This window comes from Actinacidiphila sp. bgisy167 (genome assembly GCF_057707665.1).
Map to the genome: position 1 here is coordinate 97651 of NZ_JBYIQP010000005.1, position 18012 is coordinate 115662.

General features: G+C 73.7%; 11 protein-coding genes. 7 read left to right on the forward strand and 4 right to left on the reverse strand.

Going from position 1 to position 18012, the window contains the following annotated elements; genetic code table 11:
- Positions 1 to 134: 134 nt before the first annotated feature.
- Positions 135 to 1520 (forward strand): sensor histidine kinase, encoded by a 1386-nt coding sequence (locus tag AC3ET4_RS03395; protein WP_431945671.1) that lies wholly within the window; start codon positions 135 to 137, stop codon positions 1518 to 1520.
- 524 nt (positions 1521 to 2044) lie between these two features.
- Here AC3ET4_RS03395 and AC3ET4_RS03400 read toward each other — a convergent pair.
- The gene (locus AC3ET4_RS03400; protein WP_431945673.1) at positions 2045 to 2524 is read right to left on the reverse strand and encodes an SUKH-3 domain-containing protein; all 480 of its coding nucleotides are present in this window, start codon (positions 2522 to 2524) and stop codon (positions 2045 to 2047) included.
- A complete protein-coding gene (locus AC3ET4_RS03405; protein ID WP_431945675.1) occupies positions 2521 to 3015 on the reverse strand; it encodes a YwqJ-related putative deaminase in 495 nt (164 codons plus the stop codon). The genes AC3ET4_RS03400 and AC3ET4_RS03405 overlap by 4 nt, the downstream gene beginning before the upstream one ends.
- A gap of 450 nt (positions 3016 to 3465) precedes the next feature.
- Here AC3ET4_RS03405 and AC3ET4_RS03410 point away from each other — a divergent pair, with 450 nt between their 5' ends.
- From AC3ET4_RS03410 to AC3ET4_RS03420, 3 genes are all read left to right on the forward strand, one after another.
- Entirely contained in the window at positions 3466 to 4452 is a 987-nt protein-coding gene (locus AC3ET4_RS03410; RefSeq protein WP_431945677.1) for an HNH endonuclease, read from the forward strand.
- A gap of 8 nt (positions 4453 to 4460) precedes the next feature.
- Positions 4461 to 6758 (forward strand): SUKH-4 family immunity protein, encoded by a 2298-nt coding sequence (locus AC3ET4_RS03415; protein WP_431945679.1) that lies wholly within the window; start codon positions 4461 to 4463, stop codon positions 6756 to 6758.
- Between the two features lie 111 nt (positions 6759 to 6869).
- Complete coding sequence (locus tag AC3ET4_RS03420) at positions 6870 to 7865, forward strand: coiled-coil domain-containing protein (RefSeq protein ID WP_431945680.1); 996 nt, start codon at positions 6870 to 6872, stop codon at positions 7863 to 7865.
- On the opposite strand, the gene AC3ET4_RS03425 is transcribed toward AC3ET4_RS03420, so the two are convergent.
- Together AC3ET4_RS03425 and AC3ET4_RS03430 are read right to left on the reverse strand one after the other, a co-directional pair.
- Positions 7850 to 8428 (reverse strand): Uma2 family endonuclease, encoded by a 579-nt coding sequence (locus AC3ET4_RS03425; RefSeq protein ID WP_431945682.1) that lies wholly within the window; start codon positions 8426 to 8428, stop codon positions 7850 to 7852. The two genes, AC3ET4_RS03420 and AC3ET4_RS03425, sit on opposite strands and share 16 nt — an antisense overlap.
- Before the next feature lie 4 nt (positions 8429 to 8432).
- Positions 8433 to 9920, reverse strand: coding sequence for an MDR family MFS transporter (locus tag AC3ET4_RS03430; RefSeq protein WP_431945684.1), 1488 nt, complete (start codon positions 9918 to 9920; stop codon positions 8433 to 8435).
- A gap of 365 nt (positions 9921 to 10285) precedes the next feature.
- On the opposite strand from AC3ET4_RS03430, the gene AC3ET4_RS03435 reads away from it, so the two are divergent.
- From AC3ET4_RS03435 to mfd, 3 genes are all read left to right on the forward strand, one after another.
- The gene (locus AC3ET4_RS03435; protein WP_431945686.1) at positions 10286 to 11074 is read left to right on the forward strand and encodes an ABC transporter ATP-binding protein; all 789 of its coding nucleotides are present in this window, start codon (positions 10286 to 10288) and stop codon (positions 11072 to 11074) included.
- Positions 11071 to 13650, forward strand: a complete 2580-nt coding sequence (locus AC3ET4_RS03440) for an ABC transporter permease (RefSeq protein ID WP_431945688.1) — start codon at positions 11071 to 11073, stop codon at positions 13648 to 13650. The genes AC3ET4_RS03435 and AC3ET4_RS03440 overlap by 4 nt, the downstream gene beginning before the upstream one ends.
- A gap of 467 nt (positions 13651 to 14117) precedes the next feature.
- On the forward strand, positions 14118 to 17654 hold the full coding sequence (gene mfd, locus AC3ET4_RS03445) for a transcription-repair coupling factor (RefSeq protein ID WP_431945690.1): 3537 nt from the start codon (positions 14118 to 14120) through the stop codon (positions 17652 to 17654).
- The last annotated feature ends 358 nt before the right edge of the window (positions 17655 to 18012 follow it).

An 18012-nucleotide genomic window follows, 5' to 3' on the forward strand; every position in this document is an offset into this window, starting at 1 on the left:
CGGCTCCTCGTGCAGTGGATGGTCGGCGGCAATGTCCGGACCGCGCTGTCCGACGGCACCAAGGATAGGCCGGGGCCTTCGCCCGGACCGGGGCTGCCCGCCAGGCGGACAGCCCCGCGTCTAGGCTGGCCGGTATGAGTACGACGGGGGAAGACGTACTGGACGGGGCCGGCGGAGGAAGCCGGGAGTCCGCCGGGCCGTGGTGGTGGCCCAGGCGGCGCAGCCTGGTGCTCGATGTCGTTCTGGCCTTCGTCTCGGCCATGGAATGCCTCGTGGAGGGCGCGGCCTTCGCGGAGAAGACCGGGGTCTCGCCGGGCGTCGCGGCGCTGTTCGGGCTCGTGGTCGGCTCGGTGCTGGTGCTCCGCAGGCGCTGGCCGGTGCTGGTCGTCCTGGTCGCCATCGCTGTGACACCCGCCCAGATGGGGCTCCTGCTGAGCATCGTGGGCCTCTACACCCTGGCCGCCTCCGACGTGCCGCGGCGGATCATCGCGGTGCTGTCGGGGATGACCACGCTCGGCATGCTGATCGTCACCTTCCTGGAGATGCACGGGGACCTCGGCACCGCCGCCTACCACGCGCCGCTGGCCGTGGTCGTCCTCACCTCCGTGCTCGTGGCGGTCGGTGTCACCGCGCCGCCGGTGCTGCTCGGCCTGTACGTCGGCGCCCGCCGCCGCCTCGTGGAGAGCCTGCGGGAACGGGCGGACGGCCTGGAGCGGGAGCTGTCGCTGCTCGCCGAGACGGCCGCGAGCTCAGCGGAGCGTGCCCGCATGGAGGAGCGCACGCGCATCGCGCGCGAGATGCACGACGTCGTCGCGCACCGGGTGAGCCTCATGGTCGTGCACGCCGCCGCGCTCCAGGCGATCGCCGTCAAGGACCCGGTGAAGGCCTCGGGCAGCGCGCAGCTGCTGGGGGACATGGGGCGCCAGGCGCTCGACGAACTGCGCGAGATGCTGGGCGTGCTGCGGGCCGAGCCGGCCACGGCCGCGGCGCCGGCGGGCGCGCCGGTGGGCGTGGACGTGGCGGCGGCGGACGCGGCGGAGGCAGGGGACGCGCGGGACGGGACGGTGAGGATCTCGCCCGTGTCGCCGGGCGCGTCCGCGGGCCGGCCCGCGGACGCCGAGGGGAACGACGAGCAGGGGCCGTGCCTGGCGGAGCTCAGCGGGCTGCTCGACGAGTCGCGGGCCGCCGGGATGGACGTCGACCTCACGGTGGAGGGGGAGGAGCGGCCCCTGGCGGCGCGGGTCGAGGCCACGGTCTACCGCGTCGTGCAGGAAGCGCTCACCAACGTCCGCAAGCACGCGCCCGGCGCGCGGGCCCGCATCCGCCTCGCCTACCGCGAGGCGGAGGTCGCGGTCCTGGTGCAGAACGGGCCCTCCGACGGGGAGCCCGCGCTCGTGCTGCCCAGCGGGGGCAACGGACTGGTCGGCATGAGGGAACGGGTCACCGCGCTGGGCGGGGGGTTCGCCGCCGGCGCGACGGGCGAGGGCGGGTTCCGCGTCTCCGCGATGCTTCCCGCGTGACGCCGCGGCGGGGGTGGCCGGGGCCGGGTCGGCCTGGTGGGCGGATGGGCCGGATGGGCCGGATGGGGCGAGTGGGCTGGTGGAGTGAGGGCCCGGTGGGCGTGCTGCCGGTGGGTGCGGCCTCCGGGGCCGGTGGCCCTGGAGGGACAGGGCGACAACGCACCGGCGTACGACGCGGCGCTGCGCGTCGACCATCCCCGTCACGTGGTGCAGACACGGTCGGCCTGTGGGGCCGCTCCCCCTGACCGGCGCCCGCGCGGTCGCCATCGCGCCCGGCGGCCGCGCGCCCTGCGCGCCACCGTCCGCACCCCTCGCGGGTCCGTCGCCGTCTACGTCGTCCACCTGCCGTCCGTCCGGTTCACACCGGCGTCAGGCTTCGGCACGGGCAGGCGGGATGCCGCCGCGCGTGCCCCGGCCACCGCCGGTTTCTCGTGCCTGGGGGTGCGAAGCGGTGGGCGTGCCGCCGCAGCCGAACCACCGGCACTGCCGACCTGTCCCGGCCGCCGCTCTGCCCCGCCCTGCGGTCAGGTCGTGAGGCGGTGCGGGCGCGAGCCCGTCGTGAGGGCTTCCAGCGCCGCGTCGATGCTCGGGCCCATGTAGTAGTCGCCGGTGTGGTCGATGCAGTAGACGCGTCCCTCCGCGTCGATCGCCAACTGCCCTTGTCCGGCGGACTCCTCCCCGAGAGGCGCGACTTCCGTTTCCAGCGCCCTGCCCAGGTCGCCGAGTGTGCGGGCCATGTGCAGCCCGTGGAGCGGGTCCACGTGGACCGCGACGGGCGCGATGGGGCGGCCGGGGGAGGGGGCGGCCGGTACGGTCAGGCCGCCGAACTCGGCCCAGGCCTCGACGGCGGCCGGGAAGACGCTGTGCCGGTGTCCGCCGGGGGAGACGTAGGCGCGGAGCGTGTCGGCCCAGACCTCGGCCTGGCGGATGTCCCAGCGGCCGGGCTGCCAGCCGGCGGAGCGCAGGGCGGCGGCCACACCGGCGGGGAAACGTGCCGAGGTCATGCGGTGCGGGCTCCCGGGTCGAAGGCACGGACGCCGAAGTGCGCGAGCAGCGCCTGGCAGGAGCGGCAGGGCGGGGCGTAGGCGCCGTGGGCGGGGTCGCCGTCCTCGCGTATGCGGCGGGCGGTGAGCTCGGCGCCCTTGAGGGCCTTGCGGGCCTCGCCGTTCGTCAGCGGCTTGCGCGCGGCGCGCTTGCTGCGCGATCCGTCGACGGTGGTGAGGTGGCGGGACAGCAGTACCGGCTCGGGACAGCGCCCGGCGAAGCGCTCACGCTGTGCGCGGGGGAGGGCGTCGAGGACGTCCTGGACGAGCGGGTGCAGCGGGGGCGGCTGGTCGGCCTTGACGCCCGTGCAGGTGAGGACCTCGCCCCGGACGGACAGTGCGGCGGCCACCGCCGGCAGGATGCCGTCGCGCCGGTGGCGCAGCACCGGTGGCGGGGGCGCCTCGCCTGGCGCCCAGTTGAGCCGCGGGTCCGCGGCATCCCTCGTCAGCATCTTCGTACGGCCCTCCGATCCGTCCTCACGGGGAGGATGCCCCCCTATGCGCGTAAGACTGCCAAACGGACAAGGCGTTACGGAAGTCGGTTGTGAGGTGAGAGGTTTATTTTGTGCCAGATGTCATGGCATCTGGGAGACACAGGTAACGAACTCCCGCGAGCGATACTCCTTGCGTTGGCCTGTGGTTCTACGGATAGTAGCGCCGGCGTGGGCGGGAGGAGCGCCGAGGCCCCCAGCGGACCGGCCGGGACACGGCCACCGCCGCCTGCTGCCGACGACTCACGTGCGCGCTCTCACAGGTGAGTCGGCGGCCCCGTCGACCGCGTGGCCGCGCCGCCCGCAGAACGCGACCGAGCTCGCCCCCTTCCGTGCCGGAACCAGGGGAAGTACCTTGTGCACACCCCCTAGGCTGTGCCCAACACCGCATTCAGCATGGGGGCATCCGCAATGACGACAGGTCGGCCCGGCTACCGGGTCGCGCCACCGAACGCGGCCTACGCCGGTCAGATCGTGCACTTCCCGGACCCGGTGCGGCGCGCCCGCCACCCGCAGGGCGTACGCGTGGACGAGCGCGGCTACCCCGACTTCTCGCCCTACGCCCGCGCGGCGGCCGAGATCGCCGAGCCGCCGGACGGCTTCGGCATCGACGAACTCCGGCTCACCGACTACGTGTCGGCCAACGCCGCGCTGCACGCCGCCGGTCACGAGCTGTGGGACAGCCTCTCCCCCGTCGCCACTCCGCACGGGTGGACCTGGCACCACGTCGCCGGCAGCCGCCGTCTGGAACTCATCCCCGCCGAGGTCAAGTCCTTGCTGCGGCACCACGGCGGCCTGGCCACCACTGCCTCCGCCGACCACGACAAGCGCGGCACCCGGCCGCTGCAGGAGACCCGCCCGGTCCACTTCGGCCTGCGCAAGGACGCGGTCGCCGTCACCGAGCAGCAGGTGCGGGACGTCGAGGAGGAGCTCGGCTACCGGCTGCCCGGCGCGTACCGCACCTTCCTCAAGGCGGCGGGCGGCAGCGCGCCGCGCGGTGTGGCCCTGCTCCCCATGCTGGGACTCCTCATCGACCAGCCCTTCTTCACCGTGCGGGACGAGGCGGCCGCCAACGACCTGGTCTACGTCAACAAATGCCTGCGTGACCACCTCACCAAGGACTACCTGGCGATCTCCTACGTCCAGGGCGGTGTGCTCGCGGTGAAGGCGCAGGGCGCCGACCGGGGTTCGATGTGGCTGTGCCCGTACGACGACGTGCGGGACGCCGAGGGCGCCTTCGGCTCCACCGAGGAGCGGGCCGCCGTGCTCCTGCTGCCCTGCGGCGAGGACTTCGACGCCTTCCTGGCCGCGCTCGCGGGCGATCCGCCGGAGCTGGCTACGGTGGCGCGCCTGATGGTGGACGGCGGCTTCGCCCGCGCCGTCCCGGTGGAGGGGTGAGGCGGCAGATGGTCACGTTCGCGCAGGCGCAGGAGCGCGCCGAGGAGTGGATCAACGCCGGCGTCCCCGGCCACCTCGCGCGCGAGGTGCGGGTGCGGGAGTTCGACCGGGGCTTCGTGGTGTGGTCCGAGCCGAGGGAGGACGGTCCGACCGCGGACGACGGGGAGGTCCGCATCGTCATCGCACGCGACAGCGGCGAGGCGACGCTCTGGCCCGCACTGCCCGTGGGGGAGATCGTCCGCCGCTGGGAGGAGGCCTACGGCACCGCGGCCGACGCGATCGCCGACGCCGTGCCGGAGCCGCCCCGGCGGATCGACCTGGAGGCGACGTCCTTCCTGCTGAGCCCGCCGCAGTGGCTGCAGGACGCCGCCGACCGCCTCGGCATCCCCGGCAGCCGCGGGGGAGCGGACGCCGCCTTCGGCGGCACCGCCGCCACGCCGGTCACCACGCCGCCGCCCGCGCCCGCCCCGGCCCCCGTCACCGCGCCCGGGCCGGCGACGCCCACTCAGCCGTACGTCCCGACCCCGACCCCGACCCCGGCCCCGATTCCGTACAGCGGCGCGCCGACCCCGCCGCCCGCGGTGTGGCGGGACGCCAACGACAGCGGGGGTGCCGGCGCGTCCGTGCCGCCGCCGGCGACCGTGTACGCGCCGCCGATCAGCGACTCGGACGACGCCCACACCCCGTCGGCCACGGCGAACGCCGACGCGGGCACCGAGCGGCTGCCGGGGGTGTCCGGGACCGGGACACCGCTGCCGCAGCCCCGGACACAGGGCGGTCACGGCCACCCCGGCGCCGGGACAGCGGTTCCGCCCCCACCCCCGCCGCCCGCGCCGTTCGGCGGCCCGCCCCCGCCGCCGCCCGCGCCGTCCGCACCCGCGCGGCCCGGGGCAGGGGACGCTCACCACGCCGCGGCGATGCCGTCCCGCCCGGACGCCGCGCCCCCGCCGCCCCGGCCGGCGCCCGGGCCGAACGCCGGCGCCGCCGACCTGGCCGCCGCCGAGACCGTGAAGGCGGCCCCGCCCGGGCCGCCCCCGCCGCCGCCCGGCCCGGGGGTGCCCGGCACCCCGGCCGCCGGGTACGTGCCCACGCAGCTCGTGCAGGCACTGCCAGCGAACGACCCGCCCGGCCCGCCCGCACCGCCGAAGCCGGCAGCCGGCGACGTGCACCACGCCGCGACAGTGCTGTCCCGCCCGGACGCGGGAGGCCGGACCGCGCCTCCGCCCCCGCCGCCCGGACCGGTGGCGCCCGGACCGGCGGCGGCGCAGCCGCCCGCGTACGGCTACCCTCACCCGCCGCAGCCGCTGCCGCCCACCGGGGTGCCCACCGTCGGCCCCGGCTACCTGGCCGTGCTCCGCTACCGCGCGCCGGACGGTTCCGAGCAGCAGCTGATCCGCCGCTCCGCGCCCGGCACACCGCACCCGGAGTGGCAGATCCTGCACGAGTTGCGCGCCCTCGGCGTGCCTCCGCAGGCGGTGCTGGAACTGCACACGGAGCTGGAGTCGTGCGATCTGCCGGGTGGTTACTGCGCCCGGATGATCCGCGAGACCTGGCCCCAGGTGCGGATCAGCAGCACCGCCCCCTATGGCACGGACCACGCGAGCCGTCGCGCGGGCGTCCAGCACCTGCTGACCCACCTCGGTGAGCTGCACCAGGTGGCGAGCGCCCCGGCGCACGCCCACCCGCAGCGGGTGCCGATGCCCGAGCCGCACCGGATCCAGCGGGTCCCCCCGGTCCCGCTGGACGCGATCGGGCACGAACTGGCGCAGTCCTTCGGGCCGCAGGGCGTGTTCCGTTTCGACCAGCGGGCGGTCGCCCGCCAGGGCGTCCCGGACCTCGTCGCGCAGACGCTCACCTGGTGCGGGCTGCCGGTGGACTTCGGCCCGTTCTTCTGGGCCCAGGCCCAGCCCGGGCGGCCGGTGCCGACCCTGGCCGAGCTGGCGGTCGAGCGGGGCGCGCAGCCGGCCCCGGACGCGGGCTCGTACCTGGTCATGGGCAACGACTTCGGCCGTCAGCTGTGCGTGCAGTACGGCACGGCGCACATCGTCGCGGTGCCGCTGGAGGCCGGGCCGGGCGGGACGGCGGCGGTGCCGCAGTTCGTCAACACCGGCCTGCCGGAGTTCGTCCGCTGCCTGGCGCTGCTCGGCACGATGTGGCGCTGGCGGCTGGGCCTGACGCCGGAGCAGGCGGGCCGCTGGACGGTCGACTTCCAGAACCAGCTGGCCGCGCTCGACCCGGCGGCGGTGGCCTCGCCGGAGCACTGGTGGCCGGTGCTCGTCGAGCAGATGTGGGACGGAATGCTCTGAGTGTCCCACCCCGGACGGCCCCGGCAGGCCCTCGTGGCGGAGGACGGCCGTCGAGGGCCGGTCGGAGTGTCGCGATATGGGTAAATCAGGCAAATCCCCGAGAATGGGGGTATGAGCACGGCACACCCCCGCGACGGCCGCGACTTCGCCACCGTCCGCGGTCGCGGGTACCGCACCGACCAGGTCGACCGCTTCCTCGAGGCGCTGTCCGAGGACCGCGACGCCGCCTGGGAGCGTGCCGCGCGGCTCACCGTCCTGGCGAACGAGATGGCCGCGGAGTGCGCGGCGCTGCGCGACGTGGTCTCCTCCCTCTCGCCGCCCACGTACGAGTCGCTCGGGAACAACGCGCTGGAACTGCTGCGGCTGGTCGAGGAGGAGGCCGCCTCCGTGCGCGAACAGGCCGAGGAGGAGGCCCGGCACGCGCACGACGCGGCGGAGGCCGCCCGCCGCACCCTCATGGACGAGGCGCGCGCCGCCGCCCAGGCCCGCCGTTCCGCCGCGGACGAGGAGGCCGAGCAGCAGCTGCAACAGTCCCGCGACGAGGCCGGAAGCGTCCTCGGCGCCGCCCGCGAGGAGGCCGGCCGGCTGCGGGACGAGGCCGCCCGGGAGCTCGACGCCGCCCGGCGGGAGAGTGCACACGTGCTTGCCGAGCAGGACAGGCAGCACCACGAGCGCTTCGACACCCAGGAGCACGAACTCGCCGAGGCGGAGGCCGGGGTCGACGCCCGGCTGGCCGAACTCACCTCGTACGCCGAGGCGATGCTGGACGAAGCCCGCCGGGCCCTGGCGGAGACGGAGGAGGCCGCCCGGCGCCGCCAGGAGGAGGCCGACGCCACGGCCGCCGCTCTGCTCGCCCAGGCCCGGGTGAGGGAGGAGCGTATCCGTCTCGCCGCCGAACGCGAACTGCGCGAGCACGAGGTCCGGCGGGAGGAGATCCGCGAGCACCTCGCCCACGTCCGCAGCAGCCTGGCGGCCCTCACCGGCCGCGCGCTGCCGGAGGCCGGTGCCGGGAGCGGGACCGGGACCGGGACCGAGGACGCCGCCCCCGGCCCCGCTACCCCCGATGTGCCCGCCCCGTCTCCGGGGGACGATCAGGAACCGTCGTAGGAGGGGAACTCCCCGCTCTCCACGATCCAGGGGCCCACGGGGACGGCGTCCCCGAAGGCGTAGTCGTGCCGGGCCCGGTAGCGCGGGCCGTCGTCACCCGGAGCCGGATCGGAGAGGACGGCGAGCGTCTTGTCCCGCGGATCGATGATCAGATAGAGCGGGATGTCCATGGCGGGGTAGTCCCGGGTCTTCTCGCGGTAGACGTTGTCCGGGTTCGACGCCGAGACGACCTCGGCCACCAGGGCGACGTCCGAGGGGTCGAGGAAGCCGGGCGTGTCGAGGGCCTGTTCCGCCACGACGACCACGTCGGGGCGACGCATACGCCCTATGGCGGGCACTTTGATCTCCGGACCGCTGTGGGCCACGTGACCGGCCCAGTCCGGATCGTCGGACAGTTGCCGCTCGATCTGCCGGCGCAGCCGCAGGGAGATCAGCTCGTGCCGGTTGACCGGCGACATCGTCATCGTGACGACACCCTCACCGATCTCCACGGCCCAGGCGTCCCCACGTTCCAGCAACTCCATGGCGAGGGCCCGCATACGCGCGTAGGTCTTCGCGTCCACGGGCTCACCGTACCGCCGGGTCCTCCTCCAGGACGGGGAAGCGGCGGGGGGCCACCAGCAGGACGACGGCCAGGGACAGGGCCGCGGCGGCGGCAGCGCCGACGTAGACGTGGTCGACCGCGGCCGCGACGGCGCGGCGCACCTGGTCGTCGATGTGGGCGGCGCCGGCGACGGAGTCGAGGTCGGTGCCGGAGCCGTGCAGGCAGGTGGCGAGCGTGGCGTTGGCGACGGCGCCGAAGACGGCCGCGCCCACGCTCTGGCCGACCTGGCGGCAGAAGAGGATCGACGAGGTGGCGGTGGCCCGTTCGCTCCAAGGGACGGTGGACTGGACGCCGACGATCAGCGGCAGCTGGAAGAGGCCGAGGGCGGCGCCGAGCAGCAGCATCACCAGGGCGGGCTGCCAGGCGGGCCCGGCGTAGGGGAGCCGCACCAGCACCACCAGGACGACGGTGGCGGCGGCCATGCCCAGGGCGGCGGTGTTGCGGAAGCCGATGCGCAGGTAGACGCGGTTGCTGAGGGCGGCGGAGACCGGCCAGCTGAGCGTCATCACCGACAGCACGAAGCCCGCCGCGATGGGACCGAGGCCGAGCACGGTCTGGGCGTACGTGGGGAGGAACACGGTCGGGGCGACCATCAGGACGCCGAGCATGCCGAGGGCCAGGTTGACGGCGACGATCACCCGGCGCCGCCACACCCAGCCGGGGATGATCGGCTCGGCGGCCCGGCGCTCGGCCCACACGGTGCAGCCGCCCATGACGAGGCTGCCGCCGAGCAGCCACCACCGGGCGGGACCGCTCTGGACGAGGCCGGTGATCAGCAGTCCGCCGGAGAGGAACAGCAGCAGCGCCCCGGGCCAGTCGATGCGGTGCCGGGTGCGCTCGCCGAGCCGCTCCCGCAGGTGGCGGGAGATGAGCAGCAGCGCGACCGCGCCGATCGGCAGGTTGATGAGGAAGATCCAGCGCCAGCTGGCGTACCCGGCGAGCAGCCCGCCGCACAGCGGGCCGAGGACGGCGGAGACCGCCCAGACCGTGGAGATCGCCGCCTGGATGCGGCCGCGCTGCTTCAGCGGGTACAGATCGGCGGCGATGGTCTGCACGGTCCCCTGGATGGCGCCGCCGCCGAGCCCCTGCACGATGCGGAAGGCGATCAGGCCGGCCATGTTCCACGCCCCGGCGCACAACACCGAGCCCAGCAGGAAGATCCCGATGCCCGCCAGCAGCACGGGCTTGCGGCCGAAGGTGTCGGCCAGCTTGCCGTAGACCGGGAGGGTCACCGTGACCGCGAGCAGGTAGCCGGAGAAGAGCCAGGAGAACACGGAGAAGCCGCCCAGCTCGCCGACGATCTGCGGCACCGCGGTGGAGATGATCGTGGAGTCCATCGCCGCCAGCGCCATGGCCAGCATCAGCGCGGCGACCACCGGGCCGCGCCGCCGCGGCCCGTCGGCCGACGACGGTGCGGCGGCGGCGGTCGCGGTCTGCTCGGTGCGCTCCACGGGTCCCCCCTGGTGTTTGTGTGTACAACGCACGATTATGCCCGGCTTCCGCGCGCACGGTTCCCGCAGGTCGGACGGCCGGGCAGAAGCACCCCGGACCGCGCGGCCCGCTCCCGACCCCGAGCCGGGTCCATCGAAAGGCGCAGACCCCTTAGGGGACGCACCCGACTTCCACCGACTCCAGGTTCGTACCGGCGGAGGACGAGGGGGCCCTCCCGCGCTCCCTAACCTTCTGGTGGGGCTAACCCCCGGGCCGATACGGAGACCCGCACCATCGTTCCAGCCCCCTCCCCCACACCAGTCTTGGTACGCGACGCAGCACGCCCCGAGACGGCGGCGACCACACACCCGACAGGAGCAGGTCAGTGACAACGGCAGTAACGATCCCCACGTCCGGGGGCAGCGGAGAACGTACGGCCGTGGCCGCCCGGGCCCGTCAGGTCACCAAGGCGTACGGCTCGGGGGAGACCCGGGTCGTGGCCCTGGACGCGGTCGACGTCGACATCGACGCCGGCCGGTTCACCGCGATCATGGGGCCGTCCGGCTCGGGCAAGTCGACCCTGATGCACTGCCTCGCCGGTCTCGACACGGTGACCGAGGGCCGGATCTGGGTCGGTGAGACCGAGATCACCACGCTGAGGGACAAGAAGCTCACCCAGCTGCGGCGGGACAAGATCGGCTTCATCTTCCAGGCCTTCAACCTGCTGCCGACCCTCAACGCGTCCGAGAACATCACGCTGCCCATGGACATCGCCGGCCGCAAGGCGGACCCCCAGTGGCTGCAGCGCGTCGTGGAGACCGTCGGTCTGGCCGGACGCCTCAAGCACCGGCCCGGCCAGCTCTCCGGCGGCCAGCAGCAGCGCGTCGCCGTGGCCCGCGCCCTCGCCGCCCGCCCGGAGATCATCTTCGGCGACGAGCCGACCGGCAACCTCGACTCGCGCGCCGGCGCCGAGATCCTCGGCTTCCTGCGCCGCTCCGTCGACGAACTCGGCCAGACCATCGTCATGGTGACCCACGACCCGGTCGCCGCCTCCTATGCCGACCGCGTCCTCTACCTCGCCGACGGCCGGATCGTCGACGAGATGCGGGACCCGACCGCCGAATCCGTCCTCGAGCGCATGAAGGACTTCGACGCGCGCGGGAGGACGTCGTGACCGTCGTCAAGACCTCGATGCGCAACTTCCTGGCGCACAAGGGGCGTATGGCGCTGTCCGCCGTCGCCGTCCTGCTGTCGGTGGGCTTCGTCTGCGGCACGCTCGTCTTCACCGACACCATGACCTCCACCTTCGACAAGCTCTTCGCCGCCACCGCGTCGGACGTCACGGTCACTCCCAAGGGCGCGCCGAGCGACGACGAACTGCAGACGACCGCCAAGGCGGCCACCATGCCCGCCGCCACGGTCGCGAAGCTGCGCGAGGTCGACGGCGTCAAGTCCGCGACGGGCGAGGCGGGCAGTCAGACCCTGACCGTCACCGACGCCGCCGGCGAGAACCTCGGCCCGACCTCCGGTGCCCCCACCATCGCCACCAACTGGGACGCCACCGAGCTGCGTTCGGTCGACGTCACCTCCGGCCACGCCCCGCGCGGCCCCACCGAGGTGATGGTCGACGCCGACACCGCCGGCAAGAAGCACCTCGAGATCGGCGACGAGCTGCGCGTCATCGCCATCCCCGGGGAGTTCCGCGCCCGGATCAGCGGCATCGCCACCTTCAAGGTCACCAACCCCGGCGCGGCGATCTTCTACTTCGACACCCCCACCATCCAGACCAGGCTGCTGGGCGCCAAGGACGTCTTCAGCAGCGTCGGCCTGACCGCGAAGCCCGGGGTCACCGACGAGCAGCTGAAGAAGAACGTCACCGCCGCCCTCGGCGCCACCGCCGGCTACACGGTGCAGACCCAGGCCGAGTGGACCGCCGAGAACCAGAAGGACATCGCCGGCTTCCTCGACGTCATCAAGTACGCGATGCTCGGCTTCGCCGGGATCGCCGTCCTCGTCGGCGTCTTCCTGATCGTCAACACCTTCTCGATGCTGGTCGCCCAGCGCACCCGGGAGATCGGCCTGATGCGGGCGATCGGCGCCAGCCGCCGCCAGGTCAACCGCTCGGTGCTGGTGGAGGCGCTGCTGCTCGGCGTGGTCGGCTCCGTGCTCGGCATCGGCGGCGGCGTCGGGCTCGCCGTGCTGCTCATGAACCTCATGGGCAGCGTGGGCATGAACCTCGACACCTCGTCCCTGACGATCAAGGCCACGACGCCCGTCATCGGGCTCGTCCTCGGCGTCGTGGTGACCGTGCTCGCCGCCTACCTGCCCGCCCGGCGGGCCGGGAAGGTCTCGCCGATGGCCGCGCTGCGCGACGCCGGCACCCCCGCCGACGGCCGGGCCGGCAGGGTGCGCGCCGCGATCGGCCTGGTCCTCACCCTCGCGGGCGGCGCCGCGCTCCTCGCCGCCGTGCAGGCCACCAAGGCCGCGGACGGCTCGATGTTCCTCGGCCTCGGCGTCCTGCTCACCCTGGTCGGCTTCGTGGTCGTCGGGCCGCTGCTCGCCGGCGTCGTCGTCCGGGTGATCAGCGCGGGCGTCCTGCGTGGGTTCGGCCCGGTCGGCCGCCTCGCCGAGCGCAACGCGCTCCGCAACCCGCGCCGTACCGGCGCCACCGCCGCCGCCCTCATGATCGGCCTCGCGCTGGTCGCGGGCCTGTCGGTGGTCGGCTCCTCACTGGTGGCCTCGGCGACCGACCAGCTCGACAAGTCGGTCGGCGCGGACTTCATCATCGAGTCCAACAGCGGTCAGCCGATCACCCCGCAGATCGAGCGGGCCATCAAGGCCGCGCCCGACCTCGCCCACGTCACCGACTACAAGTCCCTCGACGTCAAGCTCACCGCCCCCGACGGGTCGGTGTCCGACACCTCCCTGACGGCCGCGGACCCGACGTACGCGGAGGACCTCCAGGCCAAGACGGTCGCCGGCGAGCTGTCGGCCGCGTACGGCCCGAACGCGATGTCGGTCGGCGAGAGCTTCGCCGACAAGCACAAGGTGGGGCTCGGCGACACGCTCTCCGTCCACTTCGAGCACGGGCAGACCGCCAGGCTGACGGTCGCCGCCATCACCTCCGCGGACACCGTCTTCGACCAGGGCGCGATGTACACCAGCATCACGACCGCGGCGCGCTACGTGCCGGCCGACCGGATGCCGGTCAACGACATCATGTTCGCCGCCGCCAAGGACGGGCGGCAGGACGCGGCCTACGCGGGGCTGAAGAAGGCGCTGCACGACTTCCCGCAGGTCCAGGTCCGCAACCAGGCCGACTACAAGCAGATGCTCAAGGACCAGATGGGCCAGCTGCTCAACCTGATCTACGGCCTGCTGGCCCTGGCGATCATCGTCGCGGTCCTGGGCGTCGTGAACACCCTCGCCCTGTCGGTGGTGGAGCGCACCCGGGAGATCGGCCTCATGCGGGCGATCGGCATGTCGCGGCGGCAGCTGCGACGCATGATCCGCCTGGAGTCGATCGTCATCGCCCTCTTCGGCGCGGTGCTCGGCCTCGGCCTCGGCATGGGCTGGGGGGCCTCCGCCCAGCAGCTGCTGGCGCTCCAGGGGCTCGGCGTCCTGGAGATCCCCTGGCCGACGATCATCACCGTCTTCATCGGCTCGGCCTTCGTCGGACTCGTCGCGGCGCTGGTGCCGGCGTTCCGGGCGGCCCGGATGAATGTGCTGGGCGCGATCGCGACGGAGTAGCGCGCGGAGCGCGCGGTGTGTGCGGCGCCGTGGTGGTGGGGGTGGGTGCTTTCCCTCCCTCCCACCCGGCGCCCGCGCGTTCAGTGGCCGCCTCGCACGTTCCCTGGGGGCCGGGGCCGGGGCCGGGGGCGGGGCCTCCTGGGCTGGACATCCTGGACTGGCATGTTTCCGTGCGTGCGGGCGGTATGTGTTGTGCCCCGGATGCCGCACACAGATATGCCGCATCGTCCAGAACATCCACCCCTACGACCCCACCCCCTCCGGCTGCCCTTCGGGGTGGCGGTCCCCCGGCCGAAGGCTGGGGAGGGCGGGCGGGGAGACAACCGCAGACCCAGCCGCAACGGCGCCGCACACAACGTCACGCACCGCCCACCCGCGGAGCGTCGTACGCTGGGACACCCCGGCTCGTTCGACGTGTCGGGCTGTTCGCGTTGACCCGCATGTCTGCCCCTGGGACGGAAAGCCACATGAGCCTCAACGGTCTGCTCGACGTCGTCGTGGACGACCCCGCGCTCGCGGAGGCGGTCCGCGGTGCCGCGGACGGCAACCGCCCGCATGTCGACCTGGTGGGTCCGCCCGCCGCCCGGCCGCTGGCGCTGGCGGCGCTCGCGGCCCGCACCGGCCGCACGCTGCTGGCCGTGACGGCGACCGGCCGTGAGGCCGAGGACCTGGTGGCGGCGCTGCGGTCGCTGCTGCCCGAGGACTCCGTCGTGGAGTACCCGGCCTGGGAGACGCTGCCGCACGAGCGGCTCTCCCCCCGCTCGGACACCGTGGGCCGCCGTCTGGCCGTGCTGCGCCGGCTGGCGCACCCCAGCGCGGACGACCCGACCGCCGGCCCGGTGCGGGTCGTGGTCGCCCCCATCCGTTCCGTGCTGCAGCCGCAGGTCAAGGGCCTGGGAGACCTGGTGCCGGTGGCGCTGCGGACCGGGCAGACCGCCGATCTGAACGACGTCGTCGACGCGCTCGCCGCCGCCGCGTACGCCCGGGTGGAGCTGGTGGAGAAGCGCGGCGAGTTCGCGGTGCGGGGCGGGATCCTGGACGTCTTCCCGCCCACCGAGGAGCATCCGCTGCGGGTGGAGTTCTGGGGCGACGACGTCGAGGAGATCCGCTACTTCAAGGTGGCCGACCAGCGCTCGCTGGAGGTCGCCGAGCACGGCCTGTGGGCGCCGCCCTGCCGGGAGCTGCTGCTCACCGACGAGGTCAAGGCCCGCGCCGCCGAGTTGGCGGAGGAGCACCCGCAGCTGCGGGAACTGCTGGACAAGATCGCCCAGGGCATCGCCGTGGAGGGCATGGAGTCCCTCGCCCCGGTGCTCGTGGACGACATGGAGCTGCTGCTGGACGTGCTGCCGGCCGGGTCGCTGACCGTGGTCTGCGACCCCGAGCGGGTCCGTACCCGGGCCGCAGACCTGGTGGCGACCAGCAGGGAGTTCCTGGAGGCCTCCTGGGCCGCCTCCGCCGGGGGCGGCGAGGCGCCGATCGACCTGGGCGCGGCATCGCTGTGGAGCATCGCCGACGTGCGGGAGCGCGCCCGCGAGCTGGGCGTTCCCTGGTGGTCGGTGAGCCCGTTCGCGGCCGATGACGAGCTGGACGCCGACACCCTCAAGCTCGGTATGCACGCCCCGGAGGTCTACCGGGGCGACACCGCCCGGGCGCTCGCCGACGCCAAGGGCTGGCTGGCCGACGGCTGGCGGGTCGTCTTCGTCACCGAGGGGCACGGCCCGGCGTCCCGCATCGTGGAGGTGCTGGGCAACGAGGGCATCGCCGCGCGCCTCGACACGCGGCTGGAGGGGCCTGTCGAGCCGTCGGTGGTCCACGTGGCCTGCGGCTCGCTGGACAGCGGCTTCGTCGACCCCGCCCTGAAAACGGCGGTGCTCACTGAGACCGACCTGTCCGGCCAAAAGTCCTCCACCAAGGACATGGGCCGGATGCCGTCCCGGCGCCGCAAGACCATCGACCCGCTGACGCTGCAGGCGGGCGACTTCATCGTGCACGAGCAGCACGGCGTCGGCCGCTACGTGGAGATGGTGCAGCGCACCGTCCAGGGCGCCACCCGCGAGTACCTGGTCGTCGAGTACGCCCCGGCGAAGAAGGGCCAGCCCGGCGACCGGCTCTTCGTGCCCACCGACCAGCTGGAGCAGATCACCAAGTACGTCGGCGGCGAGGCGCCCTCGCTGCACCGCCTCGGCGGCGCGGACTGGACGAAGACCAAGGCGCGCGCCAAGAAGGCGGTCAAGGAGATCGCCGCGGACCTGATCCGGCTGTACTCCGCGCGTATGGCGGCCCCCGGCCACACCTTCGCGCCGGACACCCCCTGGCAGCGGGAACTGGAGGACGCGTTCCCGTACGCGGAGACCCCGGACCAGCTCACCACGATCGCCGAGGTCAAGGAGGACATGGAGAAGTCGGTCCCGATGGACCGGCTGATCTGCGGCGACGTCGGCTACGGCAAGACCGAGATCGCGGTGCGGGCGGCCTTCAAGGCCGTGCAGGACGGCAAGCAGGTCGCCGTCCTGGTGCCCACCACCCTGCTGGTGCAGCAGCACTTCGGCACCTTCTCCGAGCGCTACTCGCAGTTCCCGGTGGTGGTGAAGGCGCTGTCCCGCTTCCAGACCGACGGCGAGGCCAAGGCCGTCCTGGAGGGGCTGCGCGAGGGCTCGGTGGACGTCGTCATCGGCACCCACCGCCTGTTCTCCTCGGAGACCAAGTTCAAGGACCTGGGCCTGGTCATCGTCGACGAGGAGCAGCGCTTCGGCGTGGAGCACAAGGAGCAGCTGAAGAAGCTCCGGGCCAACGTCGACGTGCTGACGATGTCGGCCACACCGATCCCGCGCACCCTGGAGATGGCGGTCACCGGCATCCGCGAGATGTCCACGATCACCACCCCGCCGGAGGAGCGGCACCCCGTGCTGACCTTCGTCGGCCCGTACGAGGAGAAGCAGATAGCCGCCGCCGTCCGCCGCGAACTGCTGCGCGAGGGGCAGGCGTTCTACATCCACAACCGGGTGGAGAGCATCGACAAGGCCGCCGCGCGGCTGCGCGACCTGGTGCCGGAGGCGCGGATCGCCACCGCGCACGGGCAGATGGGCGAGGCCGCGCTGGAGCAGGTCGTGGTGGACTTCTGGGAGAAGAAGTTCGACGTGCTGGTCTCCACGACGATCGTCGAGTCCGGCATCGACATCTCCAACGCCAACACCCTCATCGTCGAGCGCGGCGACACCTTCGGCCTCTCGCAGCTGCACCAGCTGCGCGGCCGGGTAGGCCGGGGCCGCGAGCGCGGCTACGCGTACTTCCTCTATCCGCCGGAGAAGCCGCTCACCGAGACCGCCCACGAGCGTCTGGCGACGATCGCCCAGCACACCGAGATGGGCGCCGGCATGTACGTCGCCATGAAGGACCTGGAGATCCGCGGCGCGGGCAACCTGCTCGGGGGCGAGCAGTCCGGCCACATCGCGGGCGTCGGCTTCGACCTGTACGTGCGCATGGTCGGCGAGGCCGTCGCGGACTACCGGGCCTCCCTGGAGGCGGGCGGCGAGGTCGAGGAGGCCCCGCTGGAGGTGAAGATCGAGCTGCCGGTCGACGCGCACGTGCCGCACGACTACGCGCCGGGCGAGCGGCTGCGCCTGCAGGCCTACCGGTCGATCGCCGCCGTGAACTCCGAGGAGGACATCAAGGCCGTCCGGGAGGAGCTCACCGACCGCTACGGCAAGCTCCCCGAGCCGGTGGAGAACCTGCTGCTGGTCGCCGGGCTGCGGCTGCTGGCCCGCCGACTGGGGGTCAGCGACATCACCCTGCAGGGCGGCAACGTGCGCTTCTCGCCGGTGGAGCTGCGCGAGTCGCAGGAGCTGCGGCTGAACCGGCTCTACCCCCGCACCGTGGTGAAGCAGGCGGCCAAGCAGATCCTGGTGCCGCGTCCCAGCACGGCGCGTATCGGCGGCAAGCCGGTGGTCGGCCGGGAACTGCTGGCCTGGACGGCGGAGTTGCTGACGGCGGTCCTGGACAACTGAGGCACCCGGCGCCGACCGCGTGCGCCGGGTGCCGGCGGCCCTTCCCGGGCGGGGAACGCGTCTCCGTACGGGAAGGGCCGCGGCCGTTACCCGGGCGGCCGACCCTCCCGCGCCGGAAGCGCCCCTCCCGGGATTTCATGGAGGGGGCGGTTACCGTGGTTCGTTCCGGGCAGACGCCCGGCGCGGCACGTGCGGCACCCGGCTGTCCACGCGGGCAGACGAGCGGGTGCGCGGCATACGGGACGCCGTCACGACGACGACCTGCCGTGTCCCGCAAGCATCCGAACCGGAGTTCGGCCGGAAGCCGACCGGACCCGCCTGCACGACCGGGAGTGACCGACGATCTCCGCGCAGCCGA

What these genes read in the sequence shown, in the direction of transcription:
- mfd (WP_431945690.1), top strand. Translation starts at nt 14,118, where the DNA reads ATGAGCCTCAACGGTCTGCTCGACGTCGTCGTGGACGACCCCGCGCTC.
- AC3ET4_RS03400 (WP_431945673.1), bottom strand. Translation starts at nt 2,524, where the DNA reads ATGACCTCGGCACGTTTCCCCGCCGGTGTGGCCGCCGCCCTGCGCTCC.
- AC3ET4_RS03410 (WP_431945677.1), top strand. Translation starts at nt 3,466, where the DNA reads ATGACGACAGGTCGGCCCGGCTACCGGGTCGCGCCACCGAACGCGGCC.
- AC3ET4_RS03420 (WP_431945680.1), top strand. Translation starts at nt 6,870, where the DNA reads ATGAGCACGGCACACCCCCGCGACGGCCGCGACTTCGCCACCGTCCGC.
- AC3ET4_RS03415 (WP_431945679.1), top strand. Translation starts at nt 4,461, where the DNA reads ATGGTCACGTTCGCGCAGGCGCAGGAGCGCGCCGAGGAGTGGATCAAC.
- AC3ET4_RS03395 (WP_431945671.1), top strand. Translation starts at nt 135, where the DNA reads ATGAGTACGACGGGGGAAGACGTACTGGACGGGGCCGGCGGAGGAAGC.
- AC3ET4_RS03405 (WP_431945675.1), bottom strand. Translation starts at nt 3,015, where the DNA reads ATGCTGACGAGGGATGCCGCGGACCCGCGGCTCAACTGGGCGCCAGGC.